The organism is Paenibacillus sp. YSY-4.3 (assembly GCF_054767475.1).
In genome coordinates this window covers 840020-861931 of sequence record NZ_BAABMC010000002.1, presented here as the reverse complement: position 1 = coordinate 861931, position 21912 = coordinate 840020, and the positions used below count along the sequence as shown (strand labels likewise).

Annotated in this window: 22 protein-coding genes and 1 tRNA gene; 14 read left to right on the top strand and 9 right to left on the bottom strand. The window is 51.7% G+C overall.

What is annotated here, in order from left to right; genetic code table 11:
- From ACYUJT_RS10560 to ACYUJT_RS10545, 4 genes are all read right to left on the bottom strand, one after another.
- The gene (locus ACYUJT_RS10560; protein ID WP_460321616.1) at positions 1–714 is read right to left on the bottom strand and encodes an ABC transporter permease; all 714 of its coding nucleotides are present in this window, start codon (positions 712–714) and stop codon (positions 1–3) included.
- Positions 714–1625: an ABC transporter ATP-binding protein gene (locus ACYUJT_RS10555; protein ID WP_460321482.1), complete on the bottom strand. Its 912-nt coding sequence runs from the start codon at positions 1623–1625 to the stop codon at positions 714–716. The genes ACYUJT_RS10560 and ACYUJT_RS10555 overlap by 1 nt, the downstream gene beginning before the upstream one ends.
- Before the next feature lie 71 nt (positions 1626–1696).
- A complete protein-coding gene (locus ACYUJT_RS10550; RefSeq protein ID WP_460321480.1) occupies positions 1697–3091 on the bottom strand; it encodes a sensor histidine kinase in 1395 nt (464 codons plus the stop codon).
- Positions 3088–3765: a response regulator transcription factor gene (locus tag ACYUJT_RS10545; RefSeq protein WP_460321478.1), complete on the bottom strand. Its 678-nt coding sequence runs from the start codon at positions 3763–3765 to the stop codon at positions 3088–3090. The genes ACYUJT_RS10550 and ACYUJT_RS10545 overlap by 4 nt, the downstream gene beginning before the upstream one ends.
- 167 nt (positions 3766–3932) lie before the next feature.
- On the opposite strand from ACYUJT_RS10545, the gene ACYUJT_RS10540 reads away from it, so the two are divergent.
- From ACYUJT_RS10540 to ACYUJT_RS10475, 14 genes are all read left to right on the top strand, one after another.
- A complete protein-coding gene (locus ACYUJT_RS10540) occupies positions 3933–4160 on the top strand; it encodes a DUF1858 domain-containing protein (protein ID WP_460321476.1) in 228 nt (75 codons plus the stop codon).
- 42 nt (positions 4161–4202) lie between these two features.
- Positions 4203–5468 carry a DUF438 domain-containing protein gene (locus tag ACYUJT_RS10535; protein WP_460321474.1) on the top strand — a complete coding sequence of 422 codons (1266 nt, stop codon included), beginning with the start codon at positions 4203–4205 and terminating at the stop codon, positions 5466–5468.
- 275 nt (positions 5469–5743) lie between these two features.
- Complete coding sequence (locus tag ACYUJT_RS10530) at positions 5744–6694, top strand: ROK family glucokinase (RefSeq protein WP_460321472.1); 951 nt, start codon at positions 5744–5746, stop codon at positions 6692–6694.
- 193 nt (positions 6695–6887) lie between these two features.
- Entirely contained in the window at positions 6888–7781 is an 894-nt protein-coding gene (gene rapZ, locus ACYUJT_RS10525; RefSeq protein ID WP_460321469.1) for an RNase adapter RapZ, read from the top strand.
- Between the two features lie 17 nt (positions 7782–7798).
- Positions 7799–8785: a gluconeogenesis factor YvcK family protein gene (locus ACYUJT_RS10520; RefSeq protein ID WP_460321468.1), complete on the top strand. Its 987-nt coding sequence runs from the start codon at positions 7799–7801 to the stop codon at positions 8783–8785.
- 5 nt (positions 8786–8790) lie between these two features.
- Positions 8791–9729 (top strand): DNA-binding protein WhiA, encoded by a 939-nt coding sequence (gene whiA, locus ACYUJT_RS10515; protein ID WP_460321466.1) that lies wholly within the window; start codon positions 8791–8793, stop codon positions 9727–9729.
- 100 nt (positions 9730–9829) lie between these two features.
- A complete protein-coding gene (locus tag ACYUJT_RS10510) occupies positions 9830–10099 on the top strand; it encodes an HPr family phosphocarrier protein (RefSeq protein ID WP_019640181.1) in 270 nt (89 codons plus the stop codon).
- Between the two features lie 186 nt (positions 10100–10285).
- Positions 10286–11038 (top strand): SIMPL domain-containing protein, encoded by a 753-nt coding sequence (locus tag ACYUJT_RS10505; RefSeq protein WP_460321462.1) that lies wholly within the window; start codon positions 10286–10288, stop codon positions 11036–11038.
- A 266-nt stretch (positions 11039–11304) separates the two neighbouring features.
- Positions 11305–12273 carry an ABC transporter ATP-binding protein gene (locus tag ACYUJT_RS10500; protein ID WP_460321458.1) on the top strand — a complete coding sequence of 323 codons (969 nt, stop codon included), beginning with the start codon at positions 11305–11307 and terminating at the stop codon, positions 12271–12273.
- Complete coding sequence (locus ACYUJT_RS10495; RefSeq protein ID WP_460321456.1) at positions 12270–13118, top strand: ABC transporter permease; 849 nt, start codon at positions 12270–12272, stop codon at positions 13116–13118. The genes ACYUJT_RS10500 and ACYUJT_RS10495 overlap by 4 nt, the downstream gene beginning before the upstream one ends.
- Positions 13118–13924, top strand: a complete 807-nt coding sequence (locus tag ACYUJT_RS10490; protein ID WP_460321454.1) for an ABC transporter permease — start codon at positions 13118–13120, stop codon at positions 13922–13924. Before ACYUJT_RS10495 ends, ACYUJT_RS10490 begins: the two co-directional genes overlap by 1 nt.
- A 113-nt stretch (positions 13925–14037) precedes the next feature.
- Positions 14038–15087 carry an ABC transporter substrate-binding protein gene (locus tag ACYUJT_RS10485; RefSeq protein ID WP_460321452.1) on the top strand — a complete coding sequence of 350 codons (1050 nt, stop codon included), beginning with the start codon at positions 14038–14040 and terminating at the stop codon, positions 15085–15087.
- Between the two features lie 162 nt (positions 15088–15249).
- Positions 15250–16038: a DUF3298 and DUF4163 domain-containing protein gene (locus ACYUJT_RS10480; protein ID WP_460321450.1), complete on the top strand. Its 789-nt coding sequence runs from the start codon at positions 15250–15252 to the stop codon at positions 16036–16038.
- Between the two features lie 299 nt (positions 16039–16337).
- Positions 16338–16586: a substrate-binding domain-containing protein gene (locus ACYUJT_RS10475; RefSeq protein ID WP_460321448.1), complete on the top strand. Its 249-nt coding sequence runs from the start codon at positions 16338–16340 to the stop codon at positions 16584–16586.
- A 127-nt stretch (positions 16587–16713) separates the two neighbouring features.
- Here the strand turns inward: ACYUJT_RS10475 and ACYUJT_RS10470 are convergent, their stop codons facing one another.
- The 5 genes from ACYUJT_RS10470 to ACYUJT_RS10450 all read right to left on the bottom strand — a co-directional run bounded on the left by ACYUJT_RS10470 (position 16714) and on the right by ACYUJT_RS10450 (position 21880).
- A complete protein-coding gene (locus tag ACYUJT_RS10470; RefSeq protein WP_460321446.1) occupies positions 16714–17448 on the bottom strand; it encodes a DsbA family oxidoreductase in 735 nt (244 codons plus the stop codon).
- 24 nt (positions 17449–17472) lie between these two features.
- Positions 17473–19272: an adenine deaminase gene (ade, locus tag ACYUJT_RS10465; protein ID WP_460321444.1), complete on the bottom strand. Its 1800-nt coding sequence runs from the start codon at positions 19270–19272 to the stop codon at positions 17473–17475.
- A 90-nt stretch (positions 19273–19362) separates the two neighbouring features.
- Entirely contained in the window at positions 19363–19959 is a 597-nt protein-coding gene (gene clpP, locus ACYUJT_RS10460) for an ATP-dependent Clp endopeptidase proteolytic subunit ClpP (protein WP_460321442.1), read from the bottom strand.
- Between the two features lie 336 nt (positions 19960–20295).
- Positions 20296–20370: transfer RNA gene (locus ACYUJT_RS10455), tRNA-Arg, on the bottom strand.
- A 190-nt stretch (positions 20371–20560) separates the two neighbouring features.
- Positions 20561–21880, bottom strand: coding sequence for an ABC transporter substrate-binding protein (locus ACYUJT_RS10450; RefSeq protein WP_460321440.1), 1320 nt, complete (start codon positions 21878–21880; stop codon positions 20561–20563).
- Positions 21881–21912 lie beyond the last annotated feature (32 nt).

Sequence of the window (21912 nt, the reverse complement as noted above, 5' to 3'; positions counted from 1 at the left end):
TCAGTCCACATCCTTTCGGTTAAAGTGCAGCAGGCTGATCATAAGTATAAAGAGGCCGAGTGAAACTCCGCCAAGCGGATAGGCGAGCGGGCCGGTGTCGCTTAAGGCCAAAGTGGCCCAATTCAGCGGCAGCCATGCGGATAGATCCAGCGTAAAAGGCGAGAGAATCGCCGCGGCTATGCCGATCGAGACAGAAAGAGCCTGATTGCGGAACGTCAGCGACAACCAGAGCTGCAGAGCTAGCAGCGGCCATGCGGCCAAGTAAGGATAGAAGCCCATGGAGAGCAGCTCCCTTACCGGCAGCGGCATTTGAAAGCCGAGCAGGAGGCCGAGTCCAGTGGTGAAAACCGGCAGCAGCAGGCAGGAAATGCTCAGTACCAGTACGCACAAAGTGAATTTGGCCAGAAATACGGCACTGCGCGATACCGGCAAGGCTAGCAACTGCTTCCACGAGCTCATCTGGTGCTCCACGTTGGCGACCAGGGAGCTAATCAAGGTACAGCCGAGGAACAGTGCCATTGGGACGAAAAATTCGATGTTTTGGATTAACCCGCCCCAGAGATCGTCCTTGTATACTTTGGATAAGTAGTCGAATCGCAGTCCGAAATTCAGCCCCTGCATGGCGACGAGGCCAATCGGTGCAAGGAAAACCAGGAACCAGATTCCCTTACGGCGTATTTTGAGAAAGTCGGCGCTAAGGGAGCGCAGCAGCATCATAGTGCTCCCTCCCCGATCACTTGCATGAAGATATCCTCCAGGGATTTTTTCTTCTGCTCGACCCGGTAAATGGCGTGCCCGTTCTCAACGAGCCGCTTGACGAGATGGGCGACCTGGGGATCCTTCATGCCGGGAAAGGTCATAATCCCGCCTTGGAGGTCGACCGTCTGACCCATATCGCGGGCGATCCAGATGGCGGAATCGGGTTCGGATACGACCAGCTCGATGTCATGCTGCGCTTGGAGACGCAAGTTATCGATCGTATCCTGGAATACCAACCGCCCTTCGCGGATAATGCCGACCTTATGGGCCATCTGCTCGACTTCGCCCAGCAGGTGGCTGGAGACAAGTACGGTTATGCCGTATTGTAGGGGCATGTTCTTGATCAGCTCGCGCATTTCATGAATCCCGGAAGGGTCGAGACCGTTGGTTGGCTCATCCAGAATCAGGAGCTCGGGATTCCCGAGCAATGAAGCGGCAATGCCAAGACGCTGCTTCATGCCGAGGGAGAAGCCCTTGACCGGGCGCTTCGCTTCCTTCGTTAAGGAGACGATCTCGAGCACTTCGGCAATCCGCGATTTCGGCACATTCAGAATGCGGCGAATCGCCTCCAGATTGTCGATGGCGCTCAAATGGCCGTAATAGGAAGGGTACTCCACAAGCGACCCGATCCGGCGCAGAATGTTCAGCTTATCCCGCTTCAGCTCCCGTCCGAAAATGGAGATCGAGCCGCTCGTCGGCTGAATCAACCCCAGCAGCATGCGGATCGTTGTCGTCTTGCCGGCTCCATTCGGTCCAAGGAAGCCGTAAATATCCCCCTTGGAGATTTCCAGGTTCAATTGATCGACGGCCGGACGGCCGCGGTATTTCTTCGTTAATCCTTTGGTTTGGATAATGAGTTCGCTCACTACATATCACCTCGGTAACCAGCATAGCTTCCGAAGTTTAAATGCAGCGGTAGACGAAGTTTAAATTTAGGTTAAGAAGCGGGATAGATGGCGAACCGGGCACCTTCGGCCGAGGACTCCGCGTCCAGGCGAAGCCCCATCTCCCGCAACAGCAGCTCCACGATGGCCAGGCCAAGGCCTGCGCCCTTGGCTGACGAAGCGGCGTCAAGGCCCGGGCCGCGATCCGTAATAATAAGAGCAGGGTGTCCCTTCCACGGTGCCGTATGGATGCCTACATACTTGCCTGAACCGGCGTGGCGGACGACGTTCTGGAACAGGTTATCGAGGATGCGGCGGAAGCCCTGCGTGTCGACAGCCCACTTCAGGGGCTCTTCCGGCAGGTCGATGTCCACGGCTATGCCGGCTTTTTCCCAAACGGGATACCATGCAGCAGCGCTTTCCCGGACGATGCGATAAACGTCCTGAGGCTCCATGGACAAGGCATATTTTCCGCTGGTCAGCAAATTGTAGGACAATAAATGATCGATTAGGTGGTCGAGATCATCCAGTTTTGTCTCCATCAAGGATAAGGATTGCCGTCCTTGTTCGGATAAAGGCTCTTTGCCCATGGAATAGAGATGGCTAGCGAGAATGGTCAGCGGCGTACGCAGGTCGTGGGACAGATTGGCGATCAGATTTTTACGCAGCTCCTCTTCCTTGCGTTCCCTCCTGCGGCCTTCCTCCAGTTGGTTCACCATATGGTTGAAGGCTTGTTCCAGCCTGCCGATTTCATCGGGCCTCCCTTCGTCCGTGGGTTCCGGGAGCCCGTTCTTTCCGACGCGGGTCATGGCCGCTTCCAGCCGGAGCAGGCGCTTCTGGATGCCGCGGAAGAATAAATAGGACAGCAGAATGAAGATGCCGAAGATCAGGGCCAGGAACAGGCCATAGAATCGGGAATCGCTGGGCCGGCCCTGGGGCGTCAGATAGGAGCGCGGAAGTTCGAAGACCATGAACCCCTGCTTCGCCTCCTCGTCTCCTCCGATTAAGGCGACGACGGTGTAGGGGTCGGCATTGATTCCCGCCTTCATGAAGGCGATCGTATCCTCTGCTGACCATTGTTCGGGAAGCGATGCCTGCGCGGGCAGCTGAAGCCGGGTGAAGCTCTCGCCGTCGACCCAGAACAGCGCGGCATCGGGGTACTCCTCCTTCAGTCCGGTTAGCTTCGCGTCGATTTCCTCGGGGGAGGCTCCAGTCAGCGCTTTGGCGTGCTTATGCCACATCTGCTCTAGCTCATAGGCAGAGCCATAAGGCAGCTGATAGTTTTCCTGCCCGCCCAGCATCAGCATCCGGTTGACGGCCCAGGAGGCCATGAAGCTGGCCGGAATAAGCACGGGGATAAATACAAGGGCCGTGACGATGATCAGCACGTATCGCGACAAAAGGGAGCTGCGAAGGCGCTGAAAAGGGCTTTGTTTGATAAATCTCATGCCCGCACCCTGTAACCTATGCCGCGGATCGTCTCGATAATTTCCGGCGAGGCTGGGTCGCGCTCGATTTTTTCGCGTAAATGCCGAATATGTACCATTAGGGTCTTGTCGCCTTCTAGGTAGGATTCTCCCCACACGGCTTCATAGATTTGCTCCTTCGTCATGATTTGGCCGAGGTGGCGCAGCAGGTAATGGAAGATGTGAAACTGCTTCCCGGTAAGCAGAATCTCTTCTCCGGTATTCTGGTCGATAATGAGGTTCTCGCGTTCGTGGACGAGCAGATGCCGCAGCCTAAGCGGTTCCGGGGAAGCATTGCCGCTGCGGCGGAGCAGCACTTCAATTCGGGCGGCGAGCTCGTCCGGATGAAACGGCTTCGTCAGGTAGTCGTCCGCGAATTCCAGGCCTTGCAGCTTATCGTCGATGGAGGTTCTGGCCGACAGCATCAATATGGGCATTTTCGGGAACTGCTTCTTGAGCCGCTGCCCGACTGTGAAGCCATCCAGGCCCGGCAGCATGACATCGAGAATGGCAAGCCGGCAGGAATCGGCATACTCCAAAGCATGCTCCCCGCTCGTCAGCCATGTTACACGATAGCCGCGGTCCTGCAGGTTGGCATTAACCCACTTTCCAATCTCGGGGTCGTCTTCAATATATAGCAAATGAATGGGATTCATCATTAAGCCTCCTTTTGCTCCTATTGTGACAAATCTGCATTAAAAAATAAACTACGATAAAGCACCCACTTCCTTGTGATTGTAATCACAAGCCTCGATGGCGGCCTGTGATACTTTTGGTATGAGAATGGTTTTCAATTAAATTTGAAGAAATGCGGTGAGGGTTCATGGGGAAAGTGATCGATTTGCGTAGATCGGTTTATGAGTTATGCACGGCTGATCCAGAAATCATCGATATCATGGTGGGGTTGGGCTTCGAGCAGTTGGCCAAGCCGGGAATGCTGCAGAGCGCAGGGCGCTTTATGACGATCCCCCAGGGAGCCCGGCTGCGCAAGGTGGAGCTGGATACGATCAAGGGCGCGTTTCGCGCCAAGGGCTACGAAATCACGGAATGAGCTTAAGGCGGCAGGCTTTTAAATATAAAGGAGGATACGGCGATGAGTGAAATGATCAATAACCGCGAGCATGCGGTACCGGAGCAAGGACGCCGGCAGGAACTGCTGAAGGAGATCATTAAGGAGCTGCATGGAGGCAAAAGTGTGGAGGAGGTCAAGGCACGGTTCGAGGAAGCGGTCGGGGACGTAACGGTAGCGGAAATATCGGCGATGGAGCATGCCTTGATGGAAGAAGAGGGCATTCCGGTCTCCGAGGTGCAGCGGCTGTGTTCTGTGCACACGGCTATTTTCAAAGGCTCAATTGAGGAAATTCACCGCTCGTCCAAGCCGGAGGAGCAGCCAGGGCATCCCGTCCATACCTTTAAGCTGGAGAATGGTGAGATTGAGCGGCATGTCAATTTCAAGCTGGAGCTGCATAAGGACAAATTCCACCGGGAGGACAGCACGGAAATCGTATATAAGCTAGTAGAAGATTTGAATCTGTTACTGGATCTTGATAAGCACTACAGCCGCAAGGAAAATTTGTTGTTCCCGTATTTGGAGAAGTACGGCATTTATGGTCCGACCAAGGTCATGTGGGGCGTAGACGATGCTATTCGGGCGATGATCAAAGAAGTGAAGGAGAAGCTGCTGAGTTACAACGGCGACCGTGCCGATAAGGATATACTCATCATCGATCTGGAGCGTGTGATTACCGAGGTTAACGAGATGATTTTCAAGGAAGAGAATATTTTGCTGCCGATGGCTTTGGAGAAGCTGACGGAGGATGAATGGGTCAAAATTGCCGCAGAGAGCGATGAGATCGGCTATTGCCTGACTGCCCCGGAGCAGAAGTGGATCCCCGAGCGCGTTCCGCTTTCATATAACGAAGATGGGGAGGAAGCTGGGCAAGGCAATCTGCCGGACGGACTGATCCGGTTTGAGACAGGAATACTGACCTCCGCGCAGCTGGAAGGGATCATGAATCATCTGCCCGTCGATCTTACGTTTATCGATGAAAATGATGTCGTCCGGTATTTCTCTCATGGGAAGGAGCGTATTTTCGCCCGGACAAAGGCCGTCATCGGCCGTACGGTACAGAACTGCCATCCTCCGCAAAGCGTGCATGTCGTCAATGATCTGCTGGCGGATTTCAAGGCCGGGAGGAAGGACTCGGAGGACTTCTGGATTCCGTTTAAGGATAAGTTCGTCTACATCCGTTATTTCGCTGTTCGCAGTGTCGAGGGACGGTATATGGGAACCTTGGAATTCACGCAAAATATCGCACCGATCCAGGCGTTGGAGGGTCAGAAGCGAATATTGTCTTAAGCTTGATAGATATAGTATGCTCGCCTATAATATGACAGCCCCGCCTGCGGCGGGGTTTTTTGCTGGGAAATTGCAGGATTGGGCTGCATTTAGAGGGGCACTGCAGCAGGTGTAAATTCTATGTAAACGCCTCTTGTGAATTTCATCATTTGCGCTAAAAGCCTTGTATTTACTGGATTTTCTGCCGCTCGCTTCTCTTGACCGAACGGTGTGGTTCGCTTATAGTTGGTACGTAGGATAAACTATTTTATATGAAGAAAAAGGTGGCTTGTACAATGTCTGAAAAAATCTACATTGGTGTTGACCTTGGCGGTACTGCGATCAAAGTCGGCATCTGTAATGATGAAGGGCAGCTTCTTCATACTTATGAAGGGCCAACCGAAGCTGATAAAGGTGCCGATGCCGTAGTAAGCAATATCGAGCAGTATGTCCGTCATATCGTGGAGCAATCTCCTTTTGACTGGGAACAGGTAGCAGGCGTCGGAGCTGGAGTTGCCGGATTTACGGACGTTCGCGAAGGAATCATCATTCTAGCACCGAATGTAGGTTTGAGGGATCTTCCGATTCGCGAGATTCTGGAGGAACGTCTTGGCAAGCCTGTCAAAATAGACAATGATGCCAACGTTGCGGCACTGGGCGAAGCTTGGGGCGGCGCGGGCAAAGGCATCGATCATTGCGTTTGTGCCACGCTGGGTACAGGAGTAGGTGCCGGCATTATTATTCACGGTAAAATCTACCAAGGATTCGCTGGATTTGCGGGCGAGCTTGGCCATATGTCTGTCGTTCCCGATCTGGAAGCGATTCAATGCGGCTGCGGCGAGACAGGCTGCCTTGAGACGGTATCCTCGGCAACCGGCATTATCCGGATGGCGAATGATGCGGTAGCTAGAGGAGAGCGCACAACCCTGTCGCAAGTAGAGAAAATTATGGCGAAGGACGTATTCGATGCGGCGAAAGCCGGAGACGAAGTAGCGATTCGCATCGTGAACCGTGCTGCATTCTATTTGGGCAAAGCGCTGGCGGCCGTAGCCGTTGTGCTGAATCCGGAAGTGTTCATTATTGGCGGCGGCGTATCCAAGGCCGGGGACATTCTGTTTAATGAAGTGCGCAGCGTGTTCCAGAAGCTGACGCCGGAAGTAGCGGCAAGAGGGGTAAGCATCGTTCCTGCAACGCTGGGCAATGATGCCGGAATGGTTGGCGCGGCTGGCCTGTTCACTCGTTCGTAAGAAAATCGCGGCAAGCTGATTTGCTTGCAAGGGCAATAGCCTTCGGGCTATATTGAACAATCAGTTCGACAAAGCATGTTCGCAAGCTCGTAGGCAAGTCGGGGGTCTGTTATCAAATTCTGTCGATATATACTGTCGATTTTAGATATATAATAGATAGAAGAACAGGAGAACTTTACGAGGAGGGAAATGCATGTCAGACAAGGAGAAAGCTTCAGTTGCCAATTTGATTATCATTACAGGCATGTCGGGCGCAGGGAAGTCGCTCGCCGTTAGGAGCCTTGAAGATCTAGGATTCTTCTGCGTGGACAATTTGCCTCCAGTACTCATCCCCAAATTCGCTGAGCTGATCGAGCAATCGAACGGCAAAATCGCCAAGGTGGCGCTCGTCATCGACCTGCGCGGCCGGGAGTTTTTCACCGCTCTATCTGAGTCGCTTGGCTATGTTAAGGATCATTTTACGATTAATAGTGAAATTTTGTTCCTGGATGCGACCGATTCCGTGTTGGTTCAGCGCTATAAGGAAAGCCGCCGCCGCCACCCGCTTGCACCGGACGGCATGCCGCTTGACGGCATCCGGCTTGAGCGCAAAATGCTGGAGGAGCTGAAGATTTCCGCTACCCAGGTCATCGATACGAGCAATATCAAGCCTGCCCAGCTCAAGGAGAAGATCATCTCCCGCTTTTCTCATTTGGAGAGCAATCATTTGACCGTAAACATTACTTCCTTCGGATTTAAATATGGCATACCGATCGACGCCGATTTGGTCTTCGACGTCCGGTTCCTGCCAAACCCTCATTATATTGAGCAGCTTCGTCCACACACCGGACAAGACAGCGATGTATATGATTATGTTATGAAGTGGCCGGAGACACAGTCCTTCTTGACGAAGCTGTTAGATATGCTGCATTTTCTGCTGCCTCAATATCATAAAGAGGGAAAAAGCCAGGTGATTATCGCCATTGGCTGTACCGGTGGGAAGCACCGTTCGGTCGCCATTTCGGAATATTTGGGCCGGATGCTCGGAACTAGTGAAACGGAGACGGTTCGCGTAAGCCATAGAGATGAGGGCCGAGACCGGCATTAAGAGGGTGAATCAAGACGATGAATCGAGCTAACGAGACGAAAGACCCGCGAATCGTAGTGATGGGCGGTGGAACCGGCCTATCGGTCATGCTTCGCGGATTAAAGGAAAAACCGCTCGATATCACGGCCATTGTTACCGTTGCCGATGATGGAGGGAGCTCCGGGATTCTCCGGAATGAGCTGCACATGCCTCCTCCCGGCGACATTCGTAACGTATTGACCGCGCTTGCGGACGTAGAACCATTGCTATCGAACATGCTCAGCTACCGTTTTTCCAACGGATCTGGACTAGCAGGGCATAGTTTGGGCAATTTAATACTAGCGGCTATTACGGATATATCCGGGGATTTCGTCACGGCCGTCCGGGAACTGAGCCGCGTGTTCGCAGTCCGCGGTCGTGTGCTCCCCGCTGCTGACCAGGCGGTGGTGCTGCATGCAGAGATGGAAGACGGGACGATCGTGACCGGGGAATCGAAGATTCCCGAGGCCCGGGGCAAGATCAAGCGAATCTTCCTCGAGCCCGAGGAGGTTGAGCCGCTGCCGGAGGCGTGCGAAGCGATCCGTGAGGCCGATGCCATTCTGATCGGCCCAGGGAGCCTCTACACGAGCATTATACCGAATCTGCTCGTTCCGAAGCTGACGGAGTCGGTTCTGGCCAACAAGGATGCGATCAAGATCTTTGTCTGCAATGTCATGACTCAGCCTGGTGAGACGGATGACTACACGGTAAGCGATCATCTGCAGGCGATTTACGATCACGTAGGCCATCATTTATTTGATTATGTCATCGTCAATGACGGCGAAATCCCGACTCAGGTTCAGGATTTCTACGCGGAGCAAGGCGCCAAGCCAGTTGAAGTCGACTGGGATGTCGTTACAGGCAGAGGATACAAAGTCATTGCCGACACGCTTGTGTTGTTCCGCCGCTATTTGCGCCATGATGCCGACAAATTGAGTCAGCATATTTATCAATTGGTGCAAAACTGGAATTTACGAAAGAGGTGAGACCCTTGTCGTTCGCGGCGCAAACCAAAAAGGAACTAACGATGGTCGAGGCTGAGCCCTGCTGCGAGCAGGCCGAGCTGTCTGCGTTAATCCGGATGAACGGCTCGGTGCAGGTCTCGAACAAGAAGGTTGTTCTGGACATCTCTACGGAAAACGCCGCGATAGCAAGGCGAATTTATTCCTTATTGAAGAAGCACTTTCAGGTTCATACGGAATTGCTTGTACGCAAGAAAATGCGGCTAAAGAAAAATAACGTCTACATCGTACGAATTCCGGCCAGGGTTCAGGAAATACTGAAGACGTTGAACATCGTGTCCGAAGGTTTTATTTTTACGCAGGGGATTAATCCGGAGTTGACCCGGAAAAACTGTTGTAAACGGGCCTACCTGCGCGGGGCGTTTATGGCGGGGGGCTCCGTCAATAACCCGGAGGGCTCCTCGTATCATCTAGAGATCGCCTCTATGTATGAGGAGCACTGCCAGGCCCTGGTGGACCTCGCCAATGAATTTCATCTGAATGCGCGATGCATCGAGCGCAAGAAGGGCTTTATTTTCTACATTAAAGAGGGCGAGAAGATCATCGAGCTGCTGAACATTATCGGTGCTCACCAAGCGTTGTTCAAATTCGAGGATGTGCGCATCATGCGCGATATGCGGAATTCGGTGAACCGGATCGTGAACTGCGAAACGGCGAATTTGAATAAGACGATCGGAGCGGCCGTCAGGCAGATTGAGAATATCAGGCTCTTGGAGAAAGAAGTAGGACTTGAGAACCTTCCGGAGAAGCTGCGCGAGGTTGCGGAAGTACGTCTTGCTCATCCCGATATGAACCTGAAAGAGGTCGGGGAGCTGCTCAAAGGCAAGGTCAGCAAGTCAGGCGTTAATCATCGACTGCGGAAAATCGACGAGCTGGCGGAAAAAATTCGCGGGGGTACAGGCCTATAGCTAGTCTGTTATAGTCTGTATATGATATAATGATATAAATTTACCATGATCACATAGTTCTACAACATGCTATTGAATTCGTAATAGGGGGTAAGGTTTCATGATCAAACACCCGGTAACTGTTCGATTGAAAACGGGTCTACACGCTCGGCCGGCTGCGCTTTTCGTCCAGGAAGCGAATAAATATTCATCTGAAATATTTGTTGAGAAAGACGATAAAAAAGTAAATGCTAAAAGTATCATGGGTATTATGAGCCTTGCCATTAGCACCGGAACGGAAATCTACATCAGTGCGGATGGCGCAGACGCGGAGCAAGCCGCAAACGCTTTAATTAATCTGGTGAGCAAAGAGGAACTGGAGAACCAATAATAGGGTTTATGCCAGTGTTCTAGAAGGGATGATTTCGGGGTTCTGCCGCGAAATCATCCCTTTTTAAATTGAGTTGAAACCAGCTGAAATTAATATTTTTCCAAAGGAATGAATGTCTGGCTGCAACATTTGCATACGAGCCGTCGTTTAGTAGTTAAACTCACCCTATATTGGAGGTCATTACTAATGAAAAAATGGTTCAAGCCGATTGGCGCAGTCGTGATCGCAAGTGCATTAGTGGTTGGAGGTACTTTGGTTGGCGGGGGGCTGGATATCGCGCAGCCTGTATACGCTGACAATGAGGCGCAACGCAATGTAATCAACGTCACTGGCAGCGGTGAAATCATGATCAAGCCGGACGTAGCTTACATTTCCGTAGGGGTAGAGACACAGGCGGCTACGGCGAAGGAGGCGCAAAGCCAAAATGCAGCCAAAATGGCGAAGGTGAACACGCTGCTGAAGGATACGTGGAAGCTGGATGCAAAGGATATCAAGACAGGCCAGTTCTCGGTGCAGCCGAATTACACTTATGTCGAGAAGGAAGGGCAGAAGGTGAAGGGTTATACCGCTTACCATACTTTGTCGATTACTTACCGCGATTTGGAGAAGGTCGGCCAACTGCTGGATGAAGTCACGAAGGCAGGGGCTAACCGTATCGACAGTGTTCGCTTCTCAACCGAGAACCCTGATCAATATCAGGAGCAGGTGATTCAGAAGGCGATGGCTAACGCGGACATGAAAGCCGCCGCGATTGCCAAGGCCGCCAAGCGTCAGGTCGGCGTCGTGCTGAGCGTAACTCAGGCGAGCAATGACTACGCACCTTATATGAACATGAGCTTCGCTGTGGCGGAGAAGGCAACCATGGATCAGGGAACCTCCATCGAGCCGGGCGAAATCAGTGTAAAGACGACTCTTTCCGTCATGTATGAAATGAAATAATTGGAAGGCGAAAATCTGCCTGCCAAGGCCGTGATGCCCGGACCTGTCCATGGATAGGGGTGTTGCGGTCCTTTTTATTTGCCGAATGAACGCTTAACCTTCACAAAACTTCCTTTAGTTCTATCAAACGACCTAGAAAAGTGTTGTAACTAGGGACGAAACAAGGTATAGTGAATATGCAAAAAATGAATCGACTGACCTGTTAAAAGCCATACCAATGGATATGGCTTTTTTTTCTTAGTAGACTTAAAGGAGTTGGTGCATACATGATTGAACTGGCCGAAGTTGAGAAAAGCTTTGCAGGACAAGTCGTTGTGCATCCGCTTTCGCTCACCATACAAGAAGGGGAGTTCTTAACCCTGCTGGGCCCGAGCGGCTGCGGCAAGACGACGATTTTACGAATGATCGCCGGGTTCGAGCAACCGACAAGCGGCAGAATTTTGCTGGACGGCAAGGATTTGACCCATCTGCCTCCGAACCGCCGGGATTTGAACCTGGTATTCCAGCACTATGCATTATTCCCGCATATGACGGTAGAGGATAATATCGCATTTGGATTGAAAATGAAGAAAATACCGGCCAAAGAGCAGCGCCAGCGGGTAGAGGAAGCGGTCACGACGACCCAACTGACTCCGCTGATCAAGCGCTATCCGCATCAGCTGTCCGGTGGACAGCAGCAGCGCGTAGCAATCGCTAGGGCGATTGCGAACAAGCCCAAAGTCCTGCTGCTGGACGAGCCGCTGAGCGCCCTTGATTTGCAGCTGCGGAAGAATCTACAATCCGAGCTGAAGCAATTGCAGCGCAGTTTGGGCATTACGTTTGTGTACGTCACTCACGACCAGGAGGAAGCGATGATGCTGTCCGACCGGATCGTGATTATGAATAACGGACAAGTGGAACAAATCGGCACGCCGCGCGAAATTTACGCTAAGCCGGCCACCCTGTTCTCCGCCACCTTTGTAGGAGAGAATAACATTTTCTCCAGCGACGGGCGGCTATTTGCTGTGCGTCCGGAGAAATTGCGGGCAAGCAGAGAGGTAGAAGGCTCCAAACAAAGCGGAGAGGTCATGGATGTCCTATACCTAGGCAGCATACACAAACTGATCGTTCAGTTGGACAATGAACCGATGACCGTGTCCATTATATTTGATTTTACAGATGATCGCCCTTGGAATATCGGTGACAAGGTTGGGGTAGACTGGAATGCCGAGGACGAGGTGGTAATTGGGCGATGAGGAAATCGAGCCTGTCCGTACTGCCGGTGATGTTATGGTTGGGCGTTTTTATGATCATTCCGATGCTTATTGTCGTCGGGATGTCGTTTATGGGCCGTGACCAGGTTGGCGGCGTCGTAGCCGGCTTCAGCTTGGACTCATATGCCCGCTTTTTTGATCCGCTGTATTTGGGGATTTATTGGGATACGATCGTGCTGTCTGTCGTGACGACGGTGATCTGTCTGCTGCTGAGCTATCCGCTTGCTTATTATATCGCTAATGCCGGTCCGAAGAGACAGACCTGGGGACTGATTCTGGTTACGATACCGTTCTGGATCAACTTCCTCATTCGCACCTATGCCTGGGTGCTGCTGCTGCGGACACAAGGAATCGTCAACAATTTGCTGATCGATATCGGTCTGATTCACGAGCCGCTGCAGCTGCTATATACTCAGGGGGCCGTTCTGCTAGGCATGGTATATACGTTCATTCCCTTTATGGTGCTGCCGATCTATGTCGCCCTAGAGCAAATGGATAAGAAGCTGCTGGAGGCGGCCAGCGATCTTGGTGCATCGCCATGGAAGTCGTTCTGGCATATTACGGTGCCGCAGACCAAATCCGGCATCATGACGGGCTCAGTGCTGGTCTATGTCTCCACAACGGGAATGTTCGTCGTAACGGATATTCTAGGCGGCGCGAAATCGGCGATGATCAGCAATGTCATCCAAGCGCAATTCTCGGGAGCGAGGGATTGGCCGTTCGGTTCGGCGCTGTCGATCATTTTTGTGATCACGTCGTTGATTATGATCGGCTTGTTTAACAAAGCGATGACTTCCAGGCACCTCAAAGTGAAGGAGGGCCGCTGATGAAGACGAAGACACACCCATTGCTCGGCTTCCATTCATTATTGATGATGGTGTTTATTTATGTGCCGATCGCTTTTATTATTGCGTATTCCTTTAATAGCTCGCGTCTAGCTGCGGATTGGAGCGGCTTCACGCTGGACTGGTATTTCTCTTTATTTAAAAATCGCCGGGTTATCGAGGCGCTGAGCAACAGCTTGATCGTAGCTGCAGTATCTACCGTGGTATCCACGATCCTGGGAACGATGGCCGCGTTGTCGATGAGGAAGCTGAAGAGCAAGATGCGGGCTGGGATGGGCGGTCTGCTCTACCTGCCGATCATCATACCGGATATTATTATGGGGTTATCCTTGCTTGTCCTGTTCACCCAGTTCCATATTCCGATGGGCAAGCTGACGATTATTCTCGCTCATATTACGTTTAGCATGTCTTATGTTTACGTTGTGGTTAGTACACGGCTGGCAGACATGGGCAAGCAGCTAGAGGAGGCGGCGAACGATTTGGGGGCGGGCCCATGGCAGACGTTCCGTTATGTCACGTTTCCGCAAATCATGCCAGGCATCGTGGCAGGGGCGCTCATTGCCTTTACGTTGTCCTTGGATGACTTTATGGTAAGCTTCTTCGTAAGCGGGCCTAGCTCAACGACGCTGCCAATTTATATTTATGGGCAAGTAAAAAGGGGTATTTCCCCGGAAATTAACGCGCTGTGTACGATTCTGATCATCGTCAGCGTAACGTTGATTTTACTCGCGCAGTATGCGTTGAATCGGGGCAAAGGGCAAAAGAAAAAATCCCTCCTCCCATTCTAAGAGGGGAAGTGAGCTGGAACAACAGTGATCGTAGGAACATTTTACGTACTTGCCCTACATCCTTTTCAATTGTCCAACTTATAATAGGTTATTAAAGAGAGGAGATCAAAGAATTGAAAAAAATGAGATGGGCCGGCGTGCTGCTGGCAAGCATGCTGGTGATTTCCCTGTTGTCCGGATGCGGATCATCTGGCAAGGAAACGTTGAACATATACAGCTGGGCGGATAACTTCGACGCTGACGTCCTCGCTGATTTCGAGAAAGAGTATAACGTAAAAATCGTGTATGACGTATTTGCCAACAACGAGGATCTGCTTGCAAAAATTAAAACGGGCGGCAGCGGCTATGACTTGATTCAACCTTCCGACTATATGGTAGATACCATGATCAAGGAAGATTTGCTTGCACCGCTGAACATGGAGAATATTCCGAACTTTGAGAACGTCGATCCTGCGTTCAAGGACCCTGTATTCGACCCGGGTAACAAGTATTCCATCGTCTATATGACTGGTGTGACGGGAATTGCGTACAACAAGAAGTACATCAAGGACGAGATCGATAGCTGGGAAGATCTGTGGAACCCGGCGTACAAAGGAAAAGTACTGCTGCTCGACGATAACCGGGAAGTCATCGGGATGGCTCTGAAAAAAGCCGGCAAATCGAACAGTTCGATGGACGATGCGGAAATCGGTGCTGCGGTAGACGACTTGAAACAGCTGCTGCCGAGCGTGCTTGCTTTTGATACCGATAATATCAAGAATAAAATGATTCAGGAAGAAGGCTGGATCGGCACGGTTTGGTCTGGCGATGCTTCCGTGATCGCGAGCGACAATCCGGATGTGGCATACGTCGTGCCTAAAGAAGGCGGTACGATTTGGGCTGATAACTATGCGATTCCGAAGGACGCGAAAAACAAGGAGCTTGCGGAGAAGTTCATCAACTACATGCTGAAGCCTGAGGTTAGTGCGAAGAACTACGAGTCGATCGGCTACAGCGATCCGAATATCAAAGCGAAAGAATTCCATAGCGATGAATATAATGCCGATACGATGATCAACCTTTCTGCGGATGAGCTGTCCCGTACGGAATGGCTTGGCGACGTTGAGGATAAGCTGCAGCTCTATGACCGCTATTGGACAGAGCTCAAGAGCGGCCGGGAATAACGGCAACCGATCGAAAAAAGTACGGATCATAACAGCGAGGCGCATTTTGCGCTTCGCTGTTTTTTTACGGCCTCATACGCTGCATTTGGGAAGCAAGCATGATTTTGTTGGAAGAGGGACATAATTCGGTTATCCAAGGAAAGGTGTGAGGCAAAAATGATCATGTGGAAAAACATCCGGGTCGGGCTTGGCCTGCTTGCGGCCGTGCTGTTATCGCCGGGAATGCTGCTTGAGGGGAATATCAGCATAGCTGCGGCTTCCGAAATAGGAGTTCACGCCGAGCAGGCACAATTCGCTGCGCCGGCCCGAGAAAGCGCAGCTCCTGACCAAGGGGTCAAAGTCGAGACGCGAACGATAACGAAATCCCTTCCGGGGGCCTCGATCAAAGCGGAGTATCCTCAAATAAGCGGCTTAAAGAGCAAATCTGTCCAGCGGAAGCTCAACTCGTTCTTCAAGGCCCGCGCAGAGGATTTCGTGAAGAAATCCGTCAAAGAAGCGAAGCAAAGCCTCCCTTCCCCGAGCGGGAATAAGTATGAATTTCTGGGGAACTACACAGTCACGTATAACAAGAATTGCATTCTGAGCCTGTATGAACAAACGTATGCTTACACAGGTGGAGCGCATGGAAACAGCTACCGGGAGGGACTGACCTTTCGGCTAAAGGACGGCAAGCTGCTTACGCTTGATGAGCTGCTGCGGGCGAATCCGAATTATCGCCAAATTGTGGATCCGGTGATTGCCCAGCAATTGCAGCAAACGCCAGGTTATTTCGGCAATTTCAAGACGATTGGCCCGAATCCGTCGTATTATGTCAAGGACGAGGGAGTCGTCATCTTTTTCCCGCTTTATGAGTACTTGCCTTATGTGAACGGATTTCCGGAGTTCTATTTTCCTTTCTCGCAGCTGCTGCCGCCGGGTACGAATCCGTTTGATTTTACGAAACACAAATAATTTAACAAGAGGCTGTCCTAGGTCGATGATCTGCGGAAAGTCTCTTTTTTTATGTAAAAAAGCCATCAATGGCACAATTGTTTTGTTACTGTTATTTCGTTATGCTAATATAAGCTGTGAAATTAGAAGGCGTCATGCTGATTTGCTGGGGGAGGGTTATCTGTGCGAAGGAAGGTCACGATGCAGCAAATTGCTGACATGGCCGGGGTGTCTAAATTTGCTGTACCGAATACGGCATTGCACACAATCAGCTTCCCCAGCTTATGGTGTCCGACAATTTGAACGAGTATGAAGGTGTTATGTCTATTCCGCAAGACGAGCTTCCGCAAATTTTCGTGTGTGCCAATGACTGCGTAGCATTGAGTGTATATGATGCCTTGAATGAACGTGGCGTGAAAATTCCCGCCGAATGCGGCGTGACGGGGTTTGATAATACGGAATATGTAGAGAAATTAGTCCCGAAATTAACATCGGTCCATGTCCCCAAAGAAGCGATGGGCGCCAGGGCCGGATGGCCGTCTGTCCCTGCGGGTGCCTGCCGATTATAGGTATCAGGATATTGCCTTTGTACTCACGAGGCGCTGAATTATACGCAATGACGAAAAAGCTCCCCTCATAAGGGCGGGTATTTAACCTGCCTGCCATGAGGGGAGCTATTATTTTCAGGACGAGCTGTCAAACGGAGCAGGAGCCGTCAGAGCAGGAAGGGTCGGAATCCGGGCCTGCGTCCGAATTTCCGCCTGTCTGGCCGGAGATCACTTGCAATGGCTGCTGCTGTTCTTCCTGCCACACCTGCTCAAGTGCTTCCAGGAACGTTCCGCTCGGCTGTGCGCCGGATACGGCGTATTTATCGTTGAACACGAAGAATGGAACACCAGTAATTCCAAGACGCGCGCCCTGTTGGAGCTCGCCGATGACCGTGGAATTGAAGGAGCCTTCCTCAAGGGCGTGAAGAGCTTCTTGTTCGTCCAGGCCAACTTCGGCCGCTAATCGGGCGAGCGTAGGCTGGTCTCCGAGATCGAGCCCTTCCGTGAAGTAAGCTTTGAATAGCCGTTCGGCCAACTCGTTTCCTTTGCCATGCTGCTTGGCGAACTGCGTCATTTGGTGGGCATCATGGGTGTTCGTCGGAATAACTTTATCCATATGGTATTCCAGCCCGACTTCAGCGGCCTGCATGGTAACTTGCTCGTTCATTTGTTTGGCTCGGTCGTACGGCATGCCGTATTTTTCGGCCAGTATGGTATTGATGTCCTTGCCGGTCTTCTTCTCGGCATCGGGCGCCAGCTCGAAGCTGCGGAAGCCGATTTGGACTTGATCGCCGTGCGGGAATTGCTTCAGGGCGGCTTCGAATTTGCGTTTGCCGATATAGCAGAACGGGCAAGCGAAGTCTGACCATATGTCTACTTTCATAGTTGCCTCCTTAGATTTGTTCTCTTATTCTTCGATGATCTCTACGGGAATTAGCTTAAACTCAGTGACGTCGACCAGGCCGCGGTTCGAAATGCGGATCTCCGGAATGACCGGCAGGGCGATTAGCGAGAAGGTCATAAACGGCGCGTTCAACGGACAGCCCAACTGCTGCCAGGCTTCGGCGAGCTGCTTCACTTCCCTTGTCACGGTCTCCAGAGGCTGATCGGACATCAGGCCGGCGATGACCATCGGAACCGCGGCGAGAATTTGGCCGTTCTCCACCACGATCATGCCGCCGCCGAGCCGGGCAAGCTCATTGGCCGCGAGAGCCATGTCCTCCGCGTTCGTTCCCATAACGAGCAGATTGTGGCTGTCATGGGCGACTGTAGAAGCGACCGCCCCGCTTTTCAATTGGAAGCCTTGGGCAAATGCCAAAGAGATTTGTCCTGTGCCATGATGGCGCTCGATGCACGCCAGCTGCACGATATCCTGCTCAGGGTCAGGTTGGATGATGCCGCCGGAGACGGACAGCATCGCTACTGCTTTGGCTGTACGGGCGCTGTTCTCGATCGCTTGGATAACATGCACCTTGGTGCTTGTTCCCTGGCTCCGGCTGTTCAACAGGAAGTCGGCTGGAGTAAGCGGCCGGGCCAAATGAACTGACTGCCGAATCTTCTCCGGATAGACGTAGCTTGGGAACTGAGCTGTCAGCTTACCGTGATCGTATACCAGCTCTCCGTTCGTAATGACAGTGGACGGCTCCATTTGCCGCAAATCATCAATGAGCAGCAGGTCAGCGCATTTGCCTGGAGCGATTCCGCCGATATCGCCGTCGAGTTTGAAATAACGGGCTGTGTTGATCGTTCCCATCTGAATGGCAGTAACCGGGTCAACGCCTTCCTCGATGGCGCGGCGGATAACGTGGTTAAGATGCCCCTTCTCAACAAGCGTTTCCGGGTAGACGTCGTCGGTAACAAGCATGATGTTGTCGGTCCGCACGCGATCCTCGGTGACGACTTTGATGACCTCTTTGACGTCATGCCAGGCGGAGCCCTCACGGATCATCAGATGCATACCGAGCCTTAGCTTGGCCAAGCCTTGTTCTCTCGTAACCGTCTCGTGACAAGAGGTTACGCCCGCGGCAATGTAGGCCTGCAATTGCTGCTCATCATCGCTTGGGAAGTGGCCGGTTACCGCTTTGCCGGCTTCCATGGTGGCTTTGATTTCCCCGGTCATTTTCGGTTCGCCATGCACGACGCCAGGGAAGTTCATCACTTCGCCCAGTCCGGCCACGCCGTCCCAGGTCATGCCTTCCGCGATGTCGGCGACATGGAGCTCGGCTCCGGCATCCTCCAAGTCCGTCGTGGACGGAACGCAGGAAGGGAAGGTGGTGTACACTTTGAGCGGCAAGCCGCGGCCCTCTTCATGCATGAGGCGGACACCTTCAGTGCCGAATACGTTGGCAATTTCATGCGGGTCCATGAATATGGCGGTCGTTCCTTTGGCTAGCGCTGCTTTGGAGAATTCGGTCACGGACAACATCGTGCTTTCGACGTGCATATGTCCATCCAGCAGACCGGGCGAAATATACCGCCCAGCGGCGTCGATCACTTGCGTGCTTGTTCCTATCGTATGTAATGCGCCGCCAACGTAAGCAATGCGGCCATGCTTGATGGCTACATCCGTATTCTCGATCAGTTCGCCGGTATATACGTTAACCAGTGTACCGTTAGTCACGACCAGATCGGCAGGTTCTGCTCCCATGGCCACCTGGCCCAGACTGTGGCTGAAATCATATTGCTTGCTCGTTCGGTTATTGCTCATCCTCTTGTCTCCTTTATATTCTAGCACCCTAATTGCAAGAAAGACTGTCCTCCAAGCTATGCTTGGAAGACAGCCTTATATCAATAACGATTACACTCCTTCAGGAGTCACTCTTTCGATAACTTTGTCCACGATGCCGTATTCCATCGCTTCGGCAGCGCTCATAAAGTAATCGCGATCCGTATCCTTCTCAATCCGCTCCAGTGGTTGCCCAGTACGCTCCGCAAGAATGTGATTCAGTTTATCGCGCATTTTGAGGATGCGGCGAGCCCGGATTTCGATGTCCGTCGCTTGTCCTTCCGCACCGCCAAGCGGCTGGTGGATCATGATCTCACTGTTCGGCAGCGCATAGCGCTTGCCTTTGGCGCCCGCATTCAGCAGGAATGCGCCCATGGAAGCAGCCATCCCAACGCAAATCGTTGATACGTCCGATTTAATGAATTGCATCGTATCAAAAATCGCCATCCCTGCGGTAATCGAGCCGCCAGGGCTATTAATGTACAAATGAATATCTTTGCCTGGATCTTCTGCGTCCAGGAACAGCATTTGTGCGATGATGGAGTTGGCAACGACGTCATTCACTCCGCTACCAAGGAAGATAATACGGTCTTTCAGCAGTCTGGAATAAATGTCGTATGCGCGTTCTCCGCGGTTGCTTTGTTCAACGACCATTGGAATATAACTCACCGATAAAACCTCCTTAGATTGGTTCGAGCTACTACTAGCGTCCCTTGCGACAAAGGCCGGGCCAATTGCGAAGCGAGCAGTATAGCCTCCATTGTAATATAGATTCAGGTATCGATTCAATCAATCTCATAATTGACGAAATCGAGAATTATTAACCTCATCATAAACAATTTCAAGCATAAAGTCAAAGATGGTCAAACTAATAAAAAAAAGAAAAGCACCGCTTGGGTGCATTCGTTCTTCCGCTGTGATTCCACGAGTACGCGGATAAAGAGAATAAGAGAAATAAAAAAAGCCTTATGCAAGGCTTTGTGTGTGTAGAGATTGAAGATAAGATGGCGCGCCCGCGAGGAATCGAACCTCGATCTCAGGCTCCGGAGGCCTACGTCATATCCATTGGACCACGGGCGCAAATTTAGCGTAACAAAAATGATTATATGGCATCGGGGTGCAAATTTCAAGTGGCAAATTTTATTCTGCGCCAACACGTGTGTGGACGGCATGTCCGTCTCCATGCCAAAGAGCAATACTGCGGGCCGAAAGCTGCCGAGCGGTGTGAACTGGCCTGAACGTGTTGGCGGCATGTTATTTACTTTGCTCTTTACTGCTTCAGCTTAATCTCAGCGACTGCTGCATCGACCGCTTCTTGACCACGCAGCTCCGCTTCCGCGAGCGCTTCCTCTAGCGTCAGCTCATTTTGTAGGAGCCGATCCAGCACGGATTGCGCGGCAGATTGAAAAGCATCCAGCACATCGGCGTCAACCTGGGTATACGGGTCGATGTAATCGGGGTTGGCCTGAAGCAAATAAAGGGGAGAGAGATCATGCGCGCCTACCGGCTGGACATATTCGGTAACGGAAGGTAGGCCGTAATTGGGCTGTTTTTGGGCCAGCAGGCGGCTGTTAAAGGAATCTCCCGCAATGAATTTAACGAGTTCCAGTGCTTCTTCCGGATGCTCAGAGATTGTAGAAACACCAAAAAGGTCAAAAATCTCATAAAAGTTGGAGGTATCCGGACTCAACGGGTCAATGGGCGCGCTAACTACTCCCCAATCGAGCATTGTACCATCTTCAAAATGAGAGAAGGGTTCGAAATTATAAGCGAGAGCATTGGAGCTCACGGTCATTGCCGCATCTTCCGTCAAAAATGCGGGATGCTTCATTGAATCCAGATCCTCGCCTTGATCGTAAACGACTCCTGCACGGAAAGCCTGAACAGCGGTTGTCCAAATCGAATTCCAACGCTCAGTGTTCATCGTTACCTTCAGGGTGTGGGGATCCAAATAAGACAAGTTCTCGGTTTCCCCGGCTTTAAGGATATAATTCATCGTCACGTTCTTATAATAATTCATTTGAATGCCGTATAAGCGGTTGCCCTCCTTATCTTCAGTAGGAAATCGCTGTGCCAGAGCAAATACATCGCTCCAGCTCATTCCGTCGTACGGATAAGCGATGTTATATTCGTCAAACAGTTTCTTGTTGAAATATAATGCTTCGCTATGAAAAGCGGGAGCTAGCGCATAGTAGCGGCCGTCCTCGGAAGCTGAGCTAAGTAATGCGGTAACGATCGGCGAGAGTTCTCCTTCATTCGTCGATGGATCTAATAACGGCGGGAGAATCTGCCTAAGCTTACCTTGTTCTATTGCTGCTTTGTATTGATCCATTCCGTTTATATAGATTACATCAGCCTCTGTATCGAAGCTGCCAGCGTCCATACTGGGTTCATCCTGGATGACCTGGATTTCAATATGGGGATGCGATTTCTGAAAAGCAAAACCGAACATCTTATAGAACTGCTGTGCAGACGGATAACTGACTTTGATCGTAATCGGCTTAACCTGCTGCGGCCTCTGGCAGCCTGCAAGTGACGACATAACGACACTAAGAAGCAGGATCATGAGCAGTCCGCGTCTTCCGGGCATATGTATGTCCCTCCTTATAAGTGAAGAATAGG